General features: G+C 49.0%; 19 protein-coding genes. 15 read left to right on the top strand and 4 right to left on the bottom strand.

Annotated elements, in window-relative coordinates; translation table 11 throughout:
• Positions 1–18 precede the first annotated feature (18 nt).
• Positions 19–639 carry a DUF2239 family protein gene (locus tag BRW83_RS05095; protein ID WP_005880992.1) on the top strand — a complete coding sequence of 207 codons (621 nt, stop codon included), beginning with the start codon at positions 19–21 and terminating at the stop codon, positions 637–639.
• Positions 640–717: 78 nt separating this feature from the next.
• Here the strand turns inward: BRW83_RS05095 and rpmG are convergent, their stop codons facing one another.
• Positions 718–885 carry a 50S ribosomal protein L33 gene (gene rpmG, locus BRW83_RS05100; RefSeq protein WP_005882818.1) on the bottom strand — a complete coding sequence of 56 codons (168 nt, stop codon included), beginning with the start codon at positions 883–885 and terminating at the stop codon, positions 718–720.
• Between the two features lie 23 nt (positions 886–908).
• Positions 909–1,145, bottom strand: coding sequence for a 50S ribosomal protein L28 (gene rpmB / locus BRW83_RS05105; RefSeq protein ID WP_005882820.1), 237 nt, complete (start codon positions 1,143–1,145; stop codon positions 909–911).
• Here rpmB and BRW83_RS05110 point away from each other — a divergent pair.
• From BRW83_RS05110 to BRW83_RS05180, 14 genes are all read left to right on the top strand, one after another.
• On the top strand, positions 1,144–1,503 hold the full coding sequence (locus tag BRW83_RS05110; protein WP_086131745.1) for a hypothetical protein: 360 nt from the start codon (positions 1,144–1,146) through the stop codon (positions 1,501–1,503). The two genes, rpmB and BRW83_RS05110, sit on opposite strands and share 2 nt — an antisense overlap.
• Positions 1,488–2,456 (top strand): C-terminal binding protein, encoded by a 969-nt coding sequence (locus tag BRW83_RS05115; RefSeq protein ID WP_005880990.1) that lies wholly within the window; start codon positions 1,488–1,490, stop codon positions 2,454–2,456. The genes BRW83_RS05110 and BRW83_RS05115 overlap by 16 nt, the downstream gene beginning before the upstream one ends.
• Before the next feature lie 269 nt (positions 2,457–2,725).
• Positions 2,726–4,189, top strand: a complete 1,464-nt coding sequence (guaB, locus tag BRW83_RS05120; protein ID WP_005880988.1) for an IMP dehydrogenase — start codon at positions 2,726–2,728, stop codon at positions 4,187–4,189.
• Between the two features lie 70 nt (positions 4,190–4,259).
• On the top strand, positions 4,260–5,867 hold the full coding sequence (gene guaA, locus BRW83_RS05125) for a glutamine-hydrolyzing GMP synthase (RefSeq protein ID WP_005880983.1): 1,608 nt from the start codon (positions 4,260–4,262) through the stop codon (positions 5,865–5,867).
• Positions 5,868–7,074: 1,207 nt separating this feature from the next.
• Positions 7,075–9,714 carry a bifunctional diguanylate cyclase/phosphodiesterase gene (locus BRW83_RS05135; RefSeq protein ID WP_231284496.1) on the top strand — a complete coding sequence of 880 codons (2,640 nt, stop codon included), beginning with the start codon at positions 7,075–7,077 and terminating at the stop codon, positions 9,712–9,714.
• A gap of 16 nt (positions 9,715–9,730) precedes the next feature.
• Positions 9,731–10,366, top strand: coding sequence for a 7-carboxy-7-deazaguanine synthase (gene queE, locus BRW83_RS05140; RefSeq protein ID WP_036603865.1), 636 nt, complete (start codon positions 9,731–9,733; stop codon positions 10,364–10,366).
• 6 nt (positions 10,367–10,372) lie between these two features.
• Positions 10,373–10,834: a 6-carboxytetrahydropterin synthase QueD gene (gene queD, locus BRW83_RS05145; RefSeq protein ID WP_005880974.1), complete on the top strand. Its 462-nt coding sequence runs from the start codon at positions 10,373–10,375 to the stop codon at positions 10,832–10,834.
• The gene (tadA, locus tag BRW83_RS05150) at positions 10,824–11,339 is read left to right on the top strand and encodes a tRNA adenosine(34) deaminase TadA (RefSeq protein WP_005880972.1); all 516 of its coding nucleotides are present in this window, start codon (positions 10,824–10,826) and stop codon (positions 11,337–11,339) included. The genes queD and tadA overlap by 11 nt, the downstream gene beginning before the upstream one ends.
• Positions 11,340–11,575: 236 nt before the next feature.
• Positions 11,576–12,481, top strand: coding sequence for a muramoyltetrapeptide carboxypeptidase (gene ldcA / locus BRW83_RS05155; RefSeq protein WP_036603863.1), 906 nt, complete (start codon positions 11,576–11,578; stop codon positions 12,479–12,481).
• A gap of 37 nt (positions 12,482–12,518) precedes the next feature.
• On the top strand, positions 12,519–14,117 hold the full coding sequence (locus tag BRW83_RS05160; RefSeq protein ID WP_005880967.1) for an ABC-F family ATPase: 1,599 nt from the start codon (positions 12,519–12,521) through the stop codon (positions 14,115–14,117).
• An 84-nt stretch (positions 14,118–14,201) separates the two neighbouring features.
• Complete coding sequence (gene nadA / locus BRW83_RS05165; protein WP_005880965.1) at positions 14,202–15,326, top strand: quinolinate synthase NadA; 1,125 nt, start codon at positions 14,202–14,204, stop codon at positions 15,324–15,326.
• The gene (nadC, locus tag BRW83_RS05170; RefSeq protein WP_005880963.1) at positions 15,323–16,186 is read left to right on the top strand and encodes a carboxylating nicotinate-nucleotide diphosphorylase; all 864 of its coding nucleotides are present in this window, start codon (positions 15,323–15,325) and stop codon (positions 16,184–16,186) included. The genes nadA and nadC overlap by 4 nt, the downstream gene beginning before the upstream one ends.
• A 246-nt stretch (positions 16,187–16,432) precedes the next feature.
• Positions 16,433–18,382: a DUF3300 domain-containing protein gene (locus tag BRW83_RS05175; protein WP_145814987.1), complete on the top strand. Its 1,950-nt coding sequence runs from the start codon at positions 16,433–16,435 to the stop codon at positions 18,380–18,382.
• 66 nt (positions 18,383–18,448) lie between these two features.
• The gene (locus BRW83_RS05180) at positions 18,449–18,898 is read left to right on the top strand and encodes a molybdenum cofactor biosynthesis protein MoaE (RefSeq protein ID WP_005880959.1); all 450 of its coding nucleotides are present in this window, start codon (positions 18,449–18,451) and stop codon (positions 18,896–18,898) included.
• A gap of 24 nt (positions 18,899–18,922) precedes the next feature.
• Here the strand turns inward: BRW83_RS05180 and BRW83_RS05185 are convergent, their stop codons facing one another.
• Together BRW83_RS05185 and BRW83_RS05190 are read right to left on the bottom strand one after the other, a co-directional pair.
• Entirely contained in the window at positions 18,923–19,450 is a 528-nt protein-coding gene (locus tag BRW83_RS05185; RefSeq protein WP_005880957.1) for a chromate transporter, read from the bottom strand.
• The gene (locus BRW83_RS05190; protein WP_005880955.1) at positions 19,447–20,031 is read right to left on the bottom strand and encodes a chromate transporter; all 585 of its coding nucleotides are present in this window, start codon (positions 20,029–20,031) and stop codon (positions 19,447–19,449) included. The genes BRW83_RS05185 and BRW83_RS05190 overlap by 4 nt, the downstream gene beginning before the upstream one ends.
• Positions 20,032–20,088: the final 57 nt, after the last annotated feature.

Below are 20,088 nucleotides of genomic sequence, written 5' to 3' on the forward strand. Positions count from 1 at the left end.
ATATGCACTGGATCGCAAATGAATCATTCTCCTCTTGCGCAATGGATCGCTTTTTCCGGAAACGACTGCATCGCTTCCGGTGTTCCGGAAAATGTTGCGACAGATGTCAAACGTTTTGTCGACTCACATCCGGTCGAGCCTGTTCTGGTTTTCGATGCAAAAACGAGCGCCATTATCGAAGTGGATTTTCGGGGGCCTTTAGCGGATGTCCTTGTTCGTTTGCCTGTCGGAAAAGAGCCGCCAACGGAAACGGGTTCAATAATGAAAGCGCCTGCCAGACAGGGTGCAGGACGTCCGAAACTGGGTGTTGTTCCGCGGGAAGTGACCTTGTTGCCGAGACATTGGGAATGGCTTGCGACGCAAGCTGGAGGAGCATCGGTGACGCTTCGAAAGCTGGTCGAGCATGCCATGCGTGCGGCAAGGGAATCAGACAGAATGCGTCAGGCGCAGGAAGCGGCTTATAATTTCATGGTGGCAATGGCCGGGAACAATCAGGGTTTTGAAGAAGCGTCCCGAGCCTTGTTTGCCGGGAACATCGATCACTTCAGACAGTGTATTGGTAATTGGCCCGCTGATATCAGGGATCACCTCTTTTCTTTGGCAAGCGCTATTGATACTGTGTCAGGAGGCGCAAGTTGAAGCTCTTATTTAAGGCAAGTCCAGACAAAAAAGCCGACAAATACATGTCGGCTTTTTGCATAAGAAAGCGATGAAGACCTACTTGATCTTCGTTTCCTTGTAAGGAACATGCTTTCTTGCCTTGGGATCGAACTTGACGATTTCAATCTTGTCAGGCGTCGTACGCTTGTTTTTGGTCGTCGTATAAAAATGACCCGTACCTGCCGTCGATTCCAGCTTGATCTTCTCTCTACCAGCCTTAGCCATAACAAAAACCCTCTAAAAAAACTTTAAACCTTCTCACCACGAGCGCGCAAATCAGCCAGGACCGCATCGATCCCCAGCTTGTCAATCACGCGCAAACCGGCATTCGACACCCGCAGGGAAACCCAGCGATTCTCCGATTCCACAAAAAAACGACGGTAATGCAAATTCGGCATAAAACGGCGTCTCGTCTTATTATTGGCATGAGAAACCTTGTTACCCGACATCGGCTTCTTACCTGTAATCTGGCAAACACGAGCCATGAAAAAACCTCCAGACAAAAACAGAAAAAAACAAAACAAAAAACGGAAGTCCGGATTCTACCCCGAAACGATTGAAAAACACAATAAAAAACAGGCACTTGTTAATATTTATTGTGTCGCGATATTTATAATAAAGTCACAATCGGGATGCAATTCTGTTCAAGATCATGTTTTTGAAGGGGTTTTCGAGATGATATCTCCTGTCCGGAATTTCTTTGCGCATTGTGCAGTTTCAGGGAATTTTTCATCTTTACTGACTATAATGTCCAAAAAACAGGTTGACTGGCATGCAATCACCAGAACCGGAATTCATCACCCATTTGCAGAAAGGCAGGTTTTTCTATGGCAGATGCCCTGATTGTCATTACTGATTGTAATCATATCAATATCGATGCCGAAAAGGCTGTATTTGAAGCGGCTGGCATTCCCTGGAAATTATTTCAATGCAGGACCGAGGATGACCTGATTGCCAATTGTCAGGGAGCGGTTGCCGCATGCAACCAGCGCGCCCCTTTTACGGAAAAGGTGTTTGCAGCGCTCCCGGAACTGAAGATGGTGGTCCGATATGGTGACGGGGTCGACAATGTCGATCTTGAAGCGGCTACACGGCATGGTGTGCAGGTTTGCAATGTGCCCGATTACGGCACTTCCGAAGTGGCCAACCATGCGCTGGCCATGATGCTTGCCATTACCCGCAAGATTTGCCAGGCCAACGAGCAGGTCAGGGAAGGACGATGGACGTACCGGGAAATGGTGCCGATCCAGCATTTGTCCAATATGACGATTGGCGTCATCGGGCTCGGGCGTATCGGGCTTGCTTTTGCCAAACGTGTGCATGCACTGGGTTGCAAGGTGATCGGTTTCGATATTTTTACCGAGCATCTCAAAGGCGATCCCGAGAGTTCTTTCATTGAACTGACGTCTGAAGACGATGTCATTGAAAGGGCTGACCTTTTATCCTTGCATTGCAGCCTGAATTCACAGGATGCAGGCCTGATGAATGCAAAGACCTTTGCCAAAATGAAACCGGGAGCCATGTTCATCAACGTTACCCGTGGCGGGCTTGTCGATGAGAAAGCTCTGGCTGACGCCCTGAATTCAGGGCATCTGTCCGCGGCCGCTCTGGACGTGACTGCCAAAGAACCGTTGCCAATGGACAGTCCCCTGCGATCCGCTCCGAACATTCTCATTACACCTCATATGGCATGGTATTCGGTTCAGGCGGAATCCAATCTCAAAACGCGATGTGCTGAAGAGGCAGTGCGCGGGTTTCGGGGTGAAAAGCCTCGCAATCCGGTAAACAAACTCTAGGAGTTTATTTCCGTTGGGGCTTCTTTCGTCAATAACGAAAAATTCAAATGGATGCGGTATTTTTGCATCCATTTGAAGCTGAACCTTTCCGGATTTGGAGTAAACTACTCCGATTAAGCCTGTTTTGTGAAAAAACAGGCGGAAATGGCGTTAGTTTTGCGTTTTTCGGAAGCAACAGCCGGTGAAATATTTTGCCAGATGCAAAAATTATGGTAGGCAATTTTTGAAAAAAATCTGTATAATCCTGTTTTGGACACATAGGAAATACCATGAGACTACTCAAAAAGGCACTCACGTTCGATGACGTGCTTCTCGTTCCGGCATATTCTGCCGTTCTTCCTAAAGATACCGTTTTGAAAACCCGTTTGACGAGAAATATCTCGTTGAATATTCCTTTGCTTTCCGCAGCAATGGATACCGTCACCGAAGCGTCTCTGGCGATCGCGATGGCAAGACAGGGCGGGATCGGTATTATCCACAAGAATATGACTGCTGCCGAACAGGCCCGGGAAGTTGCCAAGGTCAAACGTTTCGAAGCAGGTATGGTGACCGATCCGATCACTATTCCACCGACCATGAAAGTACGCGATGTCATCGCGCTGACCAGACAGCATGGCTTTTCCGGTTTCCCCGTTGTGGATGGCAAAAAGATTGTCGGCATCATTACCAATCGCGATTTGCGCTTTGAAGAAGAACTGGACGCTCCCGTCAGCAAAATAATGACGCCTCGCGAAAAGCTGGTATACGTGAAAGAAGGCACGACGCTTGAGGAAGCCAAACGGGTGATGAACCGTAACCGTCTGGAACGGGTTCTGGTCGTCAACGACGCTTTCGAGCTGCGTGGTTTGATGACGGTAAAAGATATCCTGAAAAAGAACGATTATCCTCTGGCATCCAAGGACAGCTATGGCAAGTTGCTGGCCGGTGCCGCTGTCGGTGTCGGTCCTGACAATGACGAACGTATCGATTTGCTGGCCAAAGCCGGTGTGGACGTTCTGGTCGTCGATACGGCTCACGGACATTCACAGGGTGTTCTGGACCGTGTCAAGTGGGTCAAGCAACATTATCCGAATATCGAAGTCATCGGCGGCAACATCGCCACAGCTGACGCTGCAAGGGCCTTGCTCGATCATGGCGCTGATGCCGTCAAGGTCGGTATCGGCCCCGGTTCGATCTGTACTACCCGTATCGTTGCCGGTGTCGGTGTTCCGCAGATTACCGCGATTTCCGACGTGGCTGATGCCTTGAAAGGAACCGGTGTTCCCTGTATCGCTGACGGCGGTATCCGTTTCTCCGGTGATATTTCGAAAGCGATTGCAGCCGGTGCCTCTACCGTCATGATGGGCAGCATGTTTGCCGGTACCGATGAAGCTCCGGGCGAAATCATCCTGTATCAGGGCCGCAGCTATAAAGCCTATCGTGGCATGGGCAGTGTCGGTGCAATGCAGCAGGGTTCTGCCGACCGTTACTTCCAGGACGAAGCCGAACACCAGCCGGACAAGCTGGTTCCGGAAGGCATCGAAGCCCGTGTCCCGTACAAGGGCAGCGTCAATGCCATCATTTTCCAGTTGATCGGCGGCGTTCGTTCCTCGATGGGTTATTGCGGTTGTGAATCAATCGACCAGATGCACGAAAAAGCGGCATTTGTCGAGATCAGTTCCGCCGGGATGCGTGAATCGCACGTTCACGATGTCCAGATAACCAAAGAGGCGCCGAACTATCGTCTTGAATAAAGCCAGATAGACAGGGGCCGGTTTTTCCGGCCCTTCACGTTTTCAGAATCCGTTTTTACAGATATTTCCCATGCATTCCAGAATACTCATTATCGATTTCGGTTCTCAGGTTACTCAATTGATTGCCCGTCGTGTACGGGAAGCCGGTGTTTTTTCAGAAGTCGTTCCTTACGATGTCGGATCTGACTTCATTCGTGATTATGCGAAGGATGGTTCCTTAAAAGGCGTTATTTTATCCGGCGGCCAGAATAGCGTGACGGATGACGATACGCCACGTGTTCCGCAAATCGTGTTTGAACTGGGCGTTCCTGTATTGGGTATTTGTTATGGCATGCAGGCGATGGCGGACCAGCTTGGCGGCAAAGTCGAAAACGGCAAAGTCCGCGAGTTCGGATATGCCGAGGTTCGTGCCCGCAATCACACCAGATTGCTGGAAGGCATTGCGGATTTCGTCACGGCTGACGGCGCCAATATGCTAAAAGTCTGGATGAGCCATGGCGACAAGGTCACTGAAATTCCACCGGGCTTTACGGTCATGCTGTCGAACGATTCATGCCCGATTGCCGGTATGGCGGACGAATCCAGAAAATTCTATGCCTTGCAGTTCCATCCTGAAGTCACCCATACCGTACAGGGCAAGGCGATCATCAACCGTTTCGTGCACGACATTTGTGGTGCAAAAGCGGACTGGAACATGCCGGATTACGTTTCGGAAGCGATTGAAGCGATCCGCAAGAAAGTCGGCAAGGACGACGTCATTCTCGGTTTGTCCGGTGGTGTCGATTCCAGTGTTGCCGCTGCACTGATCCATCGAGCCATCGGCGACCAGCTGACCTGCGTTTTCGTCGATCATGGCCTTCTGCGCCTGAATGAAGGCAAGATGGTCATGGACATGTTCGCCAAAAATCTGGGCGTCAAGGTCATTCACGTCGATGCATCGGAACAGTTCATGGGCCAGTTGGCCGGTGTGACCGATCCGGAAGAAAAAAGAAAGATTATTGGCCGCGAATTTGTCGAAGTCTTCCAGACAGAAGCGGGCAAGATCAAAAATGCCAAATGGCTGGCGCAGGGAACGATTTATCCGGACGTGATCGAAAGTGCAGGCAAGGGCAAGAAGGGCCAGACGATCAAGAGCCATCACAACGTCGGTGGCTTGCCTGATACCCTGAATCTGCAATTGCTGGAGCCGCTACGGGAATTGTTCAAGGATGAAGTCCGTGAATTGGGGCTGGCTTTGGGGTTGCCTCGTGAAATGGTTTATCGCCATCCTTTCCCCGGACCGGGGCTGGGCGTTCGTATCCTCGGCGAAGTCAAAAAACAGTATGCCGACCTCCTGCGTGAAGCGGATGCGATCTTTATCGAGGAATTGTGGAATACGCCTTCCGATACTGTAAATGACAGGGGAGAAGCTATCAGCTGGTACGATGCGACCAGTCAGGCGTTTGCCGTTTTTCTGCCGGTCAAGTCAGTTGGTGTAATGGGTGATGGCCGTACCTATGAATACGTCGTTGCCTTGCGCGCGGTCCAGACGCAGGATTTCATGACGGCTCATTGGGCACATCTTCCGCATGAACTGCTTGGAAGGGTATCTAACAGGATTATCAACGAGGTAAGAGGCATCAACCGCGTCGTTTACGACATTTCCGGCAAACCGCCTGCCACGATTGAGTGGGAATAAAGATAAATCCCATGTAAACAGGTTCAGGGATGTTTGCAAGTGCACTCACTGAAAACTGCTATTTCCAGTCTGGAAATAGCAGTTTTTTACTTTGTCATGACTCTTGTTCATATCATAAATGTTCCGCAAGTACATTAAAAATGTGTGAAATCCGGTTTATCCAGCAAATCGGATAAAAGATATTTTCCGAATGTATTGAACAGTTTTCTTCATGTCTTTTTTCAAAAAAAGGATTCAGCCGGTTTGAAGATATAAAAAAGCCTCCTTTATGGGGGTTTTTTATATCCGGCATCAGCCTGATTTCATTATTAATCAATTGAAAAAAGAATTTTTATAAATCGCTGAACTTGATTCTTATAAAAAATATTGTTTATTTTATAATGAATTAATTATTAAAAAGTTAATAATTTAAATAATAAAAATTTTCTATCCATTTTAATATTTGAATATAAAAAAACGACAAGTTCTAAATAAAGATATCTTTTTATTAATAAAAGTTATGAAATTAGAAGAGTGAAAAATTTTTTATTCTCATATGGGATTAATAATATAATGAATTAAAACAATTTTAAACATAATTAATCAAAAATGAGATACTGTTGCAAATAAAAAAGTTGTAAATTCAATGTTCAGGGGTTGTGTTTTCAGGCTAAACCGTTTTTATATGATCTTTATCAATATTGGATGTTTGACGAAAATTATTATTTTTGAATTGTGATCATTCAATTGGTTCCAGTTATTGACTTTCGCGAAATTTTCGGTTTACGAATGATTCTGTGCAGCTTGAAGACACAACGTTTTTCAATCAAGAGAAATCTGTTTCTTTCTTACAGAAAACAAGAAAAATATGCTGAACACTATTTCTGATTTGATGGCAAGGGTGAAAGGTAGGGAAATACTGGATTCTTCGGTTTATTTCATGATCAGCTGCTTTGGAATGCTGACCTCTGTCTTTATCATTTCGCTGATATTTGATTCGATAGACAGAATAGACCGACTCAAGATTTATTATAAATTTATCTTTGTTGTCACTTCTCTTATGCTTGTATTCTTTGCGGGCATAAGCTTGCTGAAATTCCTGTCAAAATGCAAATCAAAAATAGCACTTAATATTCGGCTATCTCTTTATCTGATCAAAAAACATAAAGTTCCCCTTTTTGTTGTTTCTCTTTTAATAACAGCCATCGCTTACATGATTTTCCTGAACATGGCGAAAACAGAGGCCATGATGGTGGAAAGAAATATTTCTGAAATAGCAAAATTCAAAGTCAAACATGTCAATGCATGGAGAAATCAGCAGATCAATCTGGCAAATAACGGAAATCTGACCATCAACAAAAAACTGAATACGGTTTCCATTCAGAAACTTAACATTGAAAACAAAGATGCCGGTTTCAATGAATCGGTCAAGGGAAATTCAGATGCCGGAAAACACAATGCATATGAATTTCCCTTTTCTTATTCAAACAATCGTGAATTTTTGCAAGCGATCAGGAACAATCATATATGGATGGGGCCTGTCCGGTTTATTGAAAATGAAGATGGAAGCCGTAACCGCGTATTGAATATGGTTGCGCCGGTAATGAAAAACGGTCCGAGAGGCCGGGTCGCTGAAATCCGTTCTTACTATATCGATCCCGATATTGCTCTGGGGCCAATTGTGACGGCATGGCCAAAAACTGACAAAACAGCTAAAGCTTTTTTGTTTAGCCGCAATGGTGAGGAAATCACAATATTGAATAATTCAGGTGATCACGATGTGATCTATCCAATGGATTTGAGCAAAACCAGCCGGGTCCAGTGGCTGAAGAAAATGAGTGAGTCCCCGTCAGGTATTTTCCATGAGGCTGATGACAGAGGCAAATTGGTCATCGGGTATGTGGAGAAGATTCCCGATTCAGACTGGTCTTTGATGATCAAGATCGATGAAAGGGAAGCTTACGGACATATCCAGAAAACTGCCTGGTACATTTTGTTGCTTGCGTTTCTGGTGATTGTCATGACAGGACTGGGCATGGTGTTTTACATGCGTCACAGGCATATGCAGCACAAAACGGAGCGTTTGAGAATGGAACTGAAACAAAAAGCCTTGCGTCAGCATTACGATTATTTGAGCAAATATGCCAATGACGTGATTATTCTGATGGATGGCAACGGAACGATGATCGAAGCGAATGATCGTTCGGAAAAAATGTTCGGCAAGTCGAGAGCGGAAATGATCGGACAGAATATCCGCTGTGTTTTCGACTTGAAAGACACGTCTGTTTTTGAAGAAAAATGGATGGAGCTGAAACTTGAAAAAGGGCTGATTTTCGAGGCGTATGGCAAGCATACCAATGGCAGTATTTTTCCTGTTGAAATCAGTTCGAGAGTGATCGAAACGGATGGACGCCTCTTCGTTCAATTTATCATTCGGGATATTTCGGAAAAGAAAAAGGCAGAGGAAATGGTCTGGCGTCATGCCAATTATGACCAGATTTCCGGATTGCCTAACAGGAGAATGTTTACTGAAAAGCTGTTTTTCGAAACCAGAAAGGCACAGAGAAGCGATGCATCCGTCGCCTTGATGTTCCTCGATCTGGATCATTTCAAGGATGTCAACGATACGATGGGTCATGGTGTAGGCGATTGTCTGTTGAAAGAAGCCAGTGACAGACTCCGGGTTTGCGTTCGTGAAACCGATACGGTTGCCAGACTCGGTGGCGATGAATTTACGGTGATTGTTTCCGATATCGATGATTTCAAGGATGTGGAACGCGTCGCACAATGCATTCTGGATGAATTGTCCGAACCGTTTACCCTCGAAGGGCAGTCCGTTCATATTTCAGCCAGTATCGGCATTACGTTTTTTCCACAGGATGCCAAAGACACGCACGATTTGATGAAAAACGCCGATCAGGCCATGTATGCAGCAAAAAGTCTGGGCGGAAACCAGTATCACTACTTTACGCCTTCGATGCAGGAAGCCGTTCAGAAAAGAATGCACATGATCAACGATCTGCACGTTGCTCTTGAAAACAACCAGTTCGAAACGGTCTTTCAACCGATCATCGATTTGAAAACCGGGGATATCTGCCGTGCCGAGGCCCTGATCCGATGGCATCATCCGGTTCACGGCCTTATCAATCCGGCATCGTTTGTTCCACTGGCAGAGGATACCGGCCTGATTCAGGCTTTCGGTGACTGGGTATTTCTTGAAGCGGCCAAGGCGGCGTCGAGGTGGAGAAAATATGTCCCGGATTTTCAGGTCAGCGTGAATATTTCTCCGGTTCAGTTCAAGAATGAAGGGATCGATACGAATGTCTGGTTTGCCCATTTGAAGAGTCTGAATCTTCCACCGGAAGCGATTGTCATCGAGATAACGGAAGGCCTTTTGCTGGATATCGACGAACATACCAGCAATCAGCTTCTTGCCTTGAGCGATGCCGGTATCGAAGTGGCACTGGACGATTTCGGAACAGGCTATTCTTCTCTGGCCTACCTGAAGAAACTTGATATCGATTATGTCAAAATCGATCAGATGTTCGTCAAGAATCTGACGACAAGTGAAGAGGATCGCGTCTTGTGCGAAGCGATGACCGTGATGGCCCATAAACTGGATATCGCTGTCATTGCCGAAGGTGTCGAAACGCTTGCACAGTTGCGCATGCTCGCTTCGTTCAATTGCGATTATGGTCAGGGTTATTACATTTCAGGTCCGGTAAATGATGAAGAATTCGAGGAACTTCTGGCTGCGTCAAGAAATCCTGATGGAAATGCACCGGGAACGATGATGGGCCATGTTGCCAAAACGATGACTAAAAATCCAATAGGTGAGAGAATACCGGATTATCCTTTGAATGGATGATTGCCAGGATATTGTTTTGACCTATAGCGTTAAGGAAATTTTTTACACTTTACAGGGGGAGGGTGCTCGCAGCGGGCGCCCTGCCGTTTTCTGCCGTTTTTCCGGTTGCAATCTATGGTCAGGTCGCGAGGCCGACCGTTCCCGTTCTGTCTGCCGTTTCTGCGATACGGACTTTGTCGGCACTGACGGGGTGAATGGCGGGAAGTTTGCGCAGGCAGAAGATCTGTCTTCTTTCATTGAATCGCTCTGGCCAGCCGGTTTTATGGAAAACCGTTATGTCGTGTTTACAGGTGGTGAGCCTTTATTGCAACTGGATGCGGCATTGATCGATGCCATGCATGGCAAAGGGTTTGAAATTGCCATCGAAACGAACGGGACGCTTGCCGTTCCGGATGGAATCGACTGGGTCTGTGTCAGCCCTAAAGCGGGGGCGGATCTGGCCGTTGCAGGTGGGGATGAACTGAAAGTCGTCGTTCCCCAGCCCGGCCAGATTCTGGCCGATTACGAAAGTCTGGCTTTCACCCATTTTTACGTTCAGCCAATGGATGGAGAAAATCGGCTACAAAACGTTAAAATAGCGATTGATACCTGTTTGCAAAATCCGAAATGGAAATTGAGTTTGCAAACGCATAAATATTTACAGATACCCTGATTTTTCATGTTGACCATTACCAGAAAACTCGAGTTCGATGCCGGACACCGGATTCCCGATCATCACAGCCAGTGCCGTAATCTGCACGGGCACCGTTACGTATTGCATATAACGCTCGAGGGCGATCCGCATAAAAAGGATGGCGATTCCAGCAACGGCATGATTCTCGATTTCTCGGAAGTGAAAAGACTGGCCGAAACCCATCTGGTTTCGCATTGGGACCATGCTTTTCTCGTTTACGAAAACGATATGCCTGTTCGCCAGTTTCTGGATAGCCTTCCGAACCACAAAACCGTTGTTCTCGATCGGGTTCCGACAGCTGAAAATCTGGCACAGATCGCTTTCGATACCTTAAAAGATGTCTATGAAGGGTTTTACGGCAACAAACTCGTTTTGAAAAGCATCCGGATTTATGAAACCCCGAATTGCTGGGCCGAAGTGACGGCCGATTCAGTCGATGTCAGATGAAATTTTCATGAGGGAAGCGCTCGCGCAGGCTGCACTGGCGGAGGAGGCTGGTGAAGTCCCTGTCGGGGCCGTTGTTGTGCTGGACGGACAGATTATTGCACGTGGTTTCAACCAGCCTATCACGGCTCACGATCCTACTGCCCATGCGGAAATCGTGGCTTTGAGAAATGCTGCCAGATTTTGCGGGAATTACCGCTTGCCCGATTGTGAGTTGTATGTCACGCTGGAACCCTGTTCGATGTGTGTCGGAGCCATGATCCATGCGCGGTTAAAGAGAGTAATTTTCGGTGCAAAAGAACCCAGAACAGGTGCATGCGGAAGCATTATCGATCTTTTCGCCCAAAATGAACTCAATCACCATACCACTGTCACAGGTGGTGTTTTGGAAAATGAATCTTCCGTGCTGTTGAAAACATTTTTTGCCGGACGACGAAAACAAGCGAAAGAAGATCGGAAGAATGCTGAATCGACAGGGTGCATAGAGGAAAAGCGCAAACATGACTGAACACTCTGGCCGATTTATTCTGGAGCCGGACGATAAAGATGAAAAAGTTTATTGTTTCAGTGTTTTTATTGGGATGGCTTCCGTTATATGCTGCCGGTTCTTCTTTGCAGGAAACAGAAGAAGTCGCTGTGGCAAATGAAATGAGTGAAGCCGGTTCGGTCGATACAGATCGTTTCAATGTTCCATTGCAAAAAGAAAAGAAGCGCCAGTCACCTCGTGAAAAACAAAAAAGAGTGATGAATACAGAGAAAACAGGTATTGCGATCATCGCACCCGGCGGTTATGTTCCGGATTCGGACCTTCAGCGGGCAATCGGTGTGCTGAAGTCCAGGGGATATGAGGTTTTCAATTATGTTGATCCCCAAAAACGTCATGAACGTTTTGCGGCAAATGATGAAGAGCGAAGCCGTCAGATTATGGAAGCGGCAACGAATCCGGATGTGAAGATTGTGATTGCATTGCGGGGTGGCTACGGGACGACGCGGCTTTTGCACGATCTTGATTTTGCCAAACTGGCCAAAAGCGGAAAACTCTTTGTCGGTCACAGCGATTTCACGGTTTTCGAAATGGCATTGTTAAAGCATGGAGCCGTCAGTTTTTCCGGCCCGATGATTCAAAGCGATTTTACGCGAGGTGATCTGAGCGCTTTTACCTTGAATCATTTCGATGAAACCATGACATCGCCGGAAACATCGGTCAAGTGGGTTTCCAAAGACAATCCCGATGTCGATGTCGAGGGAACGCTGTGGGGCGGCAACCTGACAATGCTGGCTCATATGGCCGGGACTCCCTGGATGCCGGACATTTCCGGTGGCATTCTGTTTGTGGAAGACATTCACGAACATCCCTATCGCGTCGAGCGTATGCTGCTCCAGCTGGATGAATCAGGTATCCTCAAGAAACAGAAAGCTCTCGTGTTGGGACATTTTTCCGAATTCAAACTTTCCGACTACGATAATGGCTACGATTTCAACGCCATGCTTTCCTGGCTCCGTTCGCGTCTGTCGATACCCGTTGTGACCGGTTTGCCTTTCGGGCATACGAAAGACAAAGTCACTTTGCCTGTCGGGGGCAGAGCGCATTTGATGTCCAAGGCAGGCAAGATTCAACTCGATATTGGGGATTATCCAACGGTAAGGTAAAATAGGCAGTTTTACTGAAACTGTTTAAGAGGTTACCGTGCTTTCAACCGCCAATATTACCGTACAGTTCGGCCCCAAGCCCCTGTTCGAAAATATTTCCGTCAAATTCGGTGAAGGAAACCGTTACGGCCTGATCGGGGCCAACGGTTCCGGCAAGTCGACGTTCGTCAAAATTCTGGGCGGTGACCGGGAAGCTACTTCCGGGACTGTCACACTCGACCAGAATGAACGCCTTGGCAAACTGAATCAGGATCAGTTCGCGTATGAGGATATGCGCGTTCTCGATGTCGTCATGATGGGGCACAAGGAGATGTGGGAAACCATGTCGGAACGCGATGCCATTTATGCCAATCCCGATGCGACCGATGAAGATTACATGAAGGCGGCCGAGCTCGAAGCCAGATTTGCCGAATACGACGGCTATACGGCGGAAGCAAGGGCAGGCGAATTGCTCCTCGGCGTCGGTATCGCTCTGGAATTGCATGAAGGCCTGATGAGTGCCGTTGCACCGGGCTGGAAGTTGCGGGTCTTGCTCGCACAGGCCCTGTTTTCCGATCCGGATATTTTGCTGCTGGACGAACCGACCAATAACCTCGACATCAATACGATTCGCTGGCTGGAAAATGTGTTGAACGAACGCAATTCCACCATGATCATCATTTCGCATGATCGTCATTTTCTGAATCAGGTATGTACCCATATTGCCGATATGGACTATGGGACGCTGAAGATCTATCCTGGAACCTATGATGATTACATGCTGGCGTCCGCTCAGGCCAAGGCGCAGCAACAGGCGGCGAACGCCAAGGCGAAGGAACGGGTTGCCGAGTTGCAGGAATTTGTCCGCCGGTTTTCTGCCAACAAATCGAAAGCCAAACAGGCGACTTCCCGTGCCCGCCAGATTGAGAAGATCAAGGTGGAAGACGTCAAGCCGTCCAGCCGTGTCCACCCATTTATCCGGTTCGAGGCCAGCAAAAAATTGCATCGGCTTGCTGTTGAAGCGGAAAAATTGTCCAAGTCGTATGACAAGCCGATTTTCAGGGATTTCAGTATCATGATCGAGGCGGGCGAAAAGGTCGCTATCATCGGTGCCAACGGTGCCGGTAAAACGACGCTCTTGCGTTGCCTCGGTGGAGAGGTCTGCAATATGAAGCCGGATTCCGGAACGGTCAAATGGGCTGAACATGCCGATATCGGTTACATGGCGCAGGATTCAAACGAGGAATTCGAAAACGAGCAGAACCTGACGGACTGGATGACCCGTTTTACGCAGGAAGGTGACGACGATCAGGCTGTCCGTTCCATTCTGGGACGCCTCCTTTTCTCGGGCGATGAAGTCAGAAAACAGGCCAAGGTGCTGTCCGGCGGTGAAAAAGGCCGGATGATGTACGGCAAGCTGATGCTCGGACGCCACAACGTCATGCTGATGGATGAACCGACCAACCATATGGATATGGAATCCATCGAAGCGTTGAATATTGCGCTGGAAAAATATACCGGTACCCTGATTTTCGTTTCGCATGACCGGGAATTCGTTTCTTCTCTGGCTACACGTATCATTGAAATCAGGGACGGCGAAATTATCGACTTCAAGGGGAATTACGAGGAATACCTGAACAGTCAGGGTATCGAATAAGACGGATGAAACGGTTTTCCTGACAATTTTTCCGGTTTGTGCGATAGTTAATGAATGTGCTTTTAATTTTTTTCGACCGATAAAATGCAAGATTCTGACATCAAGGAAGTGGAATACGATTTGCCTGAAATGCAAAGCGGGGCGGTTTGCGTTGCCAACGCATGGGCGCGTGTGCCCGCCGAATTGTCCCGGAAAGAAAAACAGGAACTGAAAGAGAAGATCAAGCGGCTCCTGAAGGAGAAGAACGCTGTACTGGTCGCGCATTATTACGTCGATGGCGACATTCAGGATCTCGCTGAGGAAACCGGCGGGTGTGTTGCCGATTCGCTGGAAATGGCGCGATTCGGACGGGACAATCCGGCAAAAACGCTGGTTGTAGCCGGTGTACGTTTTATGGGTGAAACGGCAAAAATCCTGTCACCGGACAAAAAAATCCTGATGCCCGATCTGGATGCCTGCTGCTCGCTCGATCTGGGGTGTCCTATCGGGGAATTCACCGCTTTCTGTGATGCCCATCCGGACAGGACGGTGGTCGTTTATGCCAATACCAGCGCCGATGTCAAAGCGCGTGCCGACTGGATGGCGACGTCTTCCATCGGTCTGGACATTGTCAAAAAACTTCATGCGGAAGGCAAGAAAATTTTGTGGGGACCCGACCGTCATCTGGGCACCTATATTCAGGAACAGACCGGAGCCGATATGTTGCTCTGGCAGGGGTCGTGCCTTGTTCATGACGAATTCAAGGCGGCCGAACTGGCTTACCTGAAAAAACAGATGCCGGATGCCAAAGTGCTGGTTCATCCCGAATCGCCAGCATCCGTCGTTGCACTGGCCGATGTCGTCGGTTCGACCTCCCAGATCATCAATGCCGCCAAAACCATGGATGCACAGACATTCATTGTGGCGACCGACAAGGGTATTTTTCACAAGATGCAACAGGCTGTTCCCGGCAAGACACTGATTGAAGCGCCGACGGCGGGTAACAGTGCAAGCTGCAAGAGCTGTGCGCAATGCCCGTGGATGGCGATGAATTCACTCTCGAATCTGGCAGACGTGCTGGAAAAAGAGCAAAACGTGATTTCAGTCGATCCTGAAATCGGAGAAAAGGCGATTGTCTGCATTCAGAGAATGCTCGATTTTGCGGCCGAACAGAAAAACAGGGCAAAGGACAAGGAAGCGACATTGACTTCCGGCATGGGGGCGGCATGAACCGTCAAAATATGTCCGGATATGATGACATTCTTGAAGCGACGATCGCAACCAATGTTGAAGCTGCTCTGGTCGAGGATATCGGCTCCGGCGACTTGACAGCTTCGTTGCTGCCGGAAAATGAAGTCGTTTCCGCCCGTGTGATCGTGCGGGAAAATGCCGTTTTGTGCGGAATCCGCTGGTTTGAAGGTGTCATGAAGGCGCTGGATTCCCGCACTGAAATCGAGTGGTCTTACCGCGAAGGTGATTTGATGAGGGCAGGAAGTGAAGTCTGTCGCGTGACAGGTTCTGTCCGTTCCCTTTTGACGGGTGAAAGAACCGCACTGAATTTCCTTCAAATGCTCTCCGCAGTGGCGACAGCGACAAGGGAATACGTCGAACTGGTTGCAGGGACGTCTGCCCGGATTTACGATACCCGAAAGACGCTGCCGGGACTTCGTGTGGCACAAAAATATGCCGTTTCCATTGGTGGCGGGGAAAACCAGCGGATGGCCTTGTACGATGCGATTCTCATCAAGGAAAACCATATTGCAGCGGCCGGAGGCATTCGCGAAGCTCTTGAAGCGGCTTTCAGACAGTCCGGTATTCCCGTCCAGATCGAAGTCGAAACGATTGACCAGTTGAAAGAAGCGTTAAAAGCCGGTGCGAAATCGGTCATGCTGGACAATTTCAGTCTGGAGAACATGCGTGAAGCCGTCCGCATAACGAAAGAGTCGAAAACGGGAGCAGTCCTTGAGGCATCGGGGGGAATAGACCGGGATACCGTTCGTGCCATTGCCGAAACAGGGGTAGACAGGATTTCGGTTGGAGAGCTGACCAAGCATGTGAAGGCGACGGATTTCTCGATGCGGATCGTCTGATTGTTACAATTTCTGAAGTTTCAAGAGGCCTGTATTCATATTGAATACAGGCCTTTTTCATTTCTTCCAGCCAGGTTTTCCTGTGAATCGGGCGTTAATACCGGTAATTTTGTTGTATTACAGGCAATATTGGATCGTGTAATAAATGTAATAAGTTATGAATTATGTTTATTAACTTTTGATTTGGGCAATAATGAATCATCTGAAGACAATTGCATAAAAGCAAATTTTTATGCGGAGACGATCATGAAAACGAGTGGTGGCAGTATTCCTTTCAAAAAGACGTTTTGCCTCCTGGGCATGTGCGTACTGGGTTGTTTTGTAACGCTTGGCGCGAATGCGCAGGACGCTTCGCCCAATGCCATTCCCAGATCGGCTGCTGCTGCGCAGGCGCCCATGTTTTCGGATGCCGAACTGGACCAGATGCTGGCGCCGATTGCCCTTTATCCTGATGTTTTGCTGACCCAGACCCTGATTGCATCCACCTATCCTTCTGAAGCGATCGAGGCGGGGAACTGGCTGAAGGCCAATCCGAATCTGAGAGGCAAGGAAGCGGTTGAAGCGGCCAGTCAGACCAATTGGGACGACAGCATCAAATCCCTTGCGGCTTTTCCTGAAATTCTGGTTCCGATGGCAGAATATCCCGACTGGACGGCTGGACTTGGAAACGCTTTTCTTTCGCAACAGCAACAGCTTATGAACCGCGTCCAGTTTCTGAGACAAAAAGCGAAGGAACAGGGAAATCTCAAAACGAACGAACAGGTCAAGGTCCAGACGACAGGGCAGGCGGCCAACCAGACAATCGTGATCGAACCGGCCACGACGCAAATCGTTTATGTCCCTTACTATAATCCGACTGTTGTTTACGGCACATGGTGGTGGCCTGCCTATACCCCGGTCTACTGGAACCCCTGGCCTTATGCCGGTTATGCGACAGGTTACAGTACCGGGTTTATGTGGAGCGGAGTGGGTCTGTGGTTTTCCTATACCTCCTATCGTCCCGTTTACGACTGGCATTATCATCGTGTCTACATTGTTGACCGGCATTCCCGCAGGCCCGGGCCACACAGGAAACCGATGCCGAGACGGGAATGGAATCACCGGCCCGATCACCGGCATGATGTTTCCTATCGTGACAAGACCTACAAACCGGGTCCGAATACACCAAAGCCCGGGCAGCATGGAAAACCTGACCAGAAACCGCACGGGACACCGGGAGACAGGTCTCAAGGCAAACCCGGAAGCAAGCATATGCCGGGAAAAAATGATCGGCTTTCTTTCGATAAAGATAAACGGCCCGGTTCTTCCCGGATGGGCTTTACGGACAATAAGCATAATGGAAGCCGTCCGGGTCCTTCAAAAGGAAAGCCGACCGATATTCCAAGAAAAGACAACACTTCGGCCAATCATAACCGTCCTTCCAGTGGACATGGCAATCCTGCAGGCCCCGGGATGTCAGGTACCCGTCCTGTCGTCATTCCGCAGGGACAGGGGGGCTCTGTCAACAAATCGCCTGTGCGACCTGAAATGAATGGTACCTCTGACAGAGGACTGAATAACCGTCCGGGAGATAAGCAGAATATCGGCAATTCCGTGAATAAGCGGCCAGCACAGGACCAGCCTTTTGTCAGACCGGGCAGCAATCGGCCGATGCAAATCCCGCCTGTCAACAGGCCGGGAAACAACCGTCCTGTTACCACTCAGCAGCCTGATCATGCGGGAAGTAACAGACCGGTGACAAACCCGGTTAACAAACCAACGGAAAGTCGTCCGGTTCAGGGTCTTTCAGCAAACAGCCCGGTAAATAACCGGCCGTCACAGCGTCCGGACACGAACAGGCCCTCTGGCAATCAGGCTGCTCCGACACACACAGCCAACCGTCCCGCGATGAATCGTCCTGCACCGGCTCCATCGGTCAGCAGGCCATCTGAAAATGCAAGACCGGCCAATCGCCCGGGGCCTTCGGCTAGCCGACCTGCCGTCAATACACGGCCGCCTTCGTCTCCATCTGCGAACAGCCGGCCATCATCTCCACCGGCAGCGAACAGGCCCGCCCCGAGTCATGCGGCATCGGGTCGTCCATCGGGTGGAGGAGGAAATCATGCTGCGTCAGCTCCTTCCAGACCATCGCCGAGTCACGAAAGCAAATCCTCAGGTTCGGACAGGGGAAACAATGATCGGGGTCATGGAAGATAGAAAATGGCTTGAGCGAACGGGAAAAATCGTTTAAAAAGGAAGTCCTTTTTCCGAACCTGTTTGATTATGTCTATACGCATCCAGACTGAAGACTTTGATTTATCGGCTGAACTGGACCGGCTGCGCTCCGATCATCGGGATATCGGCGCAGTCGTTTCCTTTGTCGGAACCGTGCGAGACGTGAATGATGACGATGGTATCCTGTCGATGGAACTGGAACATTATCCGGGGATGACCGAGGCGGCGCTGGAGGAAATCGAAAGCCGTGCACGGCAGCGCTGGGACATTCTGGATTCGATCATAATTCACCGGGTCGGTGTGTTGAAACCGGCAGACCAGATCGTTCTGGTTGCCGTTGCATCCCGCCATCGTGGTGAAGCGTTCAGGGCATGCGAATATATGATCGATGCCTTGAAGACACAGGCGCCTTTCTGGAAAAAAGAGCAGACAGCCAAAGGGGGTGTGCGCTGGGTCAAGGCGAAAGATTCGGATGAATCCGCCCTGAAGAAATGGTGAATCCCGGTTTTCCTGCGTTCAGGTTCAATACAGGATCACACCCGCAATCCCGGCCAGACAGATCATCAGGATAGGATGGACATTGAATTTCCAGCTGAGCACGAAAGCGGCGAAGAAAATCAGTACACTCTTGTAATCGATGAAATTGTCTCCGTTCATCAGTACCAGCGCAGCGGCAGCGATCAGGCCGATGGTGACGGGACGCAGACCGGTGAAAGCGGCAGAGACGTAACGATTTTCCCGGAATTTTGCAAAGAACACCGATATTGCCAGTACCATCAAAAACGACGGCAGGGAAACGGCAACGGTTGCCAGAATCGCTCCCCAGACATTTCCTGTAACGGTATAACCGATGTAAGTGGCACTGTTGATGCCGATGGGCCCCGGCGTCATCTGGGATATGGCGATCACGTCCGTGAATTCGGCAAGGCTTAACCAGTGGTATTTGTCGACGACCTCATGCTGGATCAGGGACAGCATGGCGTAGCCACCGCCGAAACCGAAAATCCCGATTTTGGTATAGGCATAGAAGAGTTGCCAGTAAACAATCATGGCTCACTCCTCTTCAATTTGTCTTTCAACCAGAGGCTGTAGAGCAGGCCACCGGCAATGCCGCCAAGAACGATCCATATAGGGGATACGCCGCATAACCAGATCAGGAGTGCAGCCAGCAAGGGAAAAACGAGTTCCAGACGCGACAGGCGCATGGCTTTGGCTGCCGTAATGCAGGGCACCAGAATGAGCGCGACAACAGCAGGACGGATGCCATTGAAAACCTTGATGACCCAGACGTTTTCCTGAAATTGCTTAAAGAAAAGGGCGATGACAAGCATGATAAAAAAAGCGGGCAAAATGGTCCCGAGTGCGCACCAGATACTGCCCCATGTTTTTTTGATCCTGTAACCGACGAAAATGGCGATATTGACGGCAAAAACACCGGGAAGGGAATTGGTGACTGCCAGCAGGTCGATGAATTCTTCCTGCTTCAGCCAGCCACGGCCGACGATGTCGCGTTCGATCAAGGGGATCATCGCCTGACCTCCGCCAATGGTGAACATGCCGATTTTGGTGAAGACGAGAAACAGTGTGAAATAAGTCATTCGGATGGTAAAAAGCGTCCTGAGTCCGTTCATGACATGATACCTCAGGAGGTAAACGACTTGGTTGTAACGGTCTTGCATGTTACAAAA

The organism is Oxalobacter formigenes (assembly GCF_002127965.1).
GTDB lineage: Bacteria > Pseudomonadota > Gammaproteobacteria > Burkholderiales > Burkholderiaceae_D > Oxalobacter > Oxalobacter formigenes.

Bases quoted from the DNA above. Each gene is read 5' to 3' on its own strand.
- BRW83_RS05095 (WP_005880992.1), top strand. From the start codon at position 19: ATGAATCATTCTCCTCTTGCGCAATGGATCGCTTTTTCCGGAAACGAC.
- rpmG (WP_005882818.1), bottom strand. From the start codon at position 885: ATGGCTAAGGCTGGTAGAGAGAAGATCAAGCTGGAATCGACGGCAGGT.
- BRW83_RS05110 (WP_086131745.1), top strand. From the start codon at position 1,144: ATGAAAAAACCTCCAGACAAAAACAGAAAAAAACAAAACAAAAAACGG.
- rpmB (WP_005882820.1), bottom strand. From the start codon at position 1,145: ATGGCTCGTGTTTGCCAGATTACAGGTAAGAAGCCGATGTCGGGTAAC.
- BRW83_RS05115 (WP_005880990.1), top strand. From the start codon at position 1,488: ATGGCAGATGCCCTGATTGTCATTACTGATTGTAATCATATCAATATC.
- guaB (WP_005880988.1), top strand. From the start codon at position 2,726: ATGAGACTACTCAAAAAGGCACTCACGTTCGATGACGTGCTTCTCGTT.
- guaA (WP_005880983.1), top strand. From the start codon at position 4,260: ATGCATTCCAGAATACTCATTATCGATTTCGGTTCTCAGGTTACTCAA.
- BRW83_RS05135 (WP_231284496.1), top strand. From the start codon at position 7,075: ATGGCGAAAACAGAGGCCATGATGGTGGAAAGAAATATTTCTGAAATA.
- queD (WP_005880974.1), top strand. From the start codon at position 10,373: ATGTTGACCATTACCAGAAAACTCGAGTTCGATGCCGGACACCGGATT.
- tadA (WP_005880972.1), top strand. From the start codon at position 10,824: ATGTCAGATGAAATTTTCATGAGGGAAGCGCTCGCGCAGGCTGCACTG.
- ldcA (WP_036603863.1), top strand. From the start codon at position 11,576: ATGAATACAGAGAAAACAGGTATTGCGATCATCGCACCCGGCGGTTAT.
- nadA (WP_005880965.1), top strand. From the start codon at position 14,202: ATGCAAGATTCTGACATCAAGGAAGTGGAATACGATTTGCCTGAAATG.
- nadC (WP_005880963.1), top strand. From the start codon at position 15,323: ATGAACCGTCAAAATATGTCCGGATATGATGACATTCTTGAAGCGACG.
- BRW83_RS05175 (WP_145814987.1), top strand. From the start codon at position 16,433: ATGAAAACGAGTGGTGGCAGTATTCCTTTCAAAAAGACGTTTTGCCTC.
- BRW83_RS05180 (WP_005880959.1), top strand. From the start codon at position 18,449: ATGTCTATACGCATCCAGACTGAAGACTTTGATTTATCGGCTGAACTG.
- BRW83_RS05185 (WP_005880957.1), bottom strand. From the start codon at position 19,450: ATGATTGTTTACTGGCAACTCTTCTATGCCTATACCAAAATCGGGATT.
- BRW83_RS05190 (WP_005880955.1), bottom strand. From the start codon at position 20,031: ATGAACGGACTCAGGACGCTTTTTACCATCCGAATGACTTATTTCACA.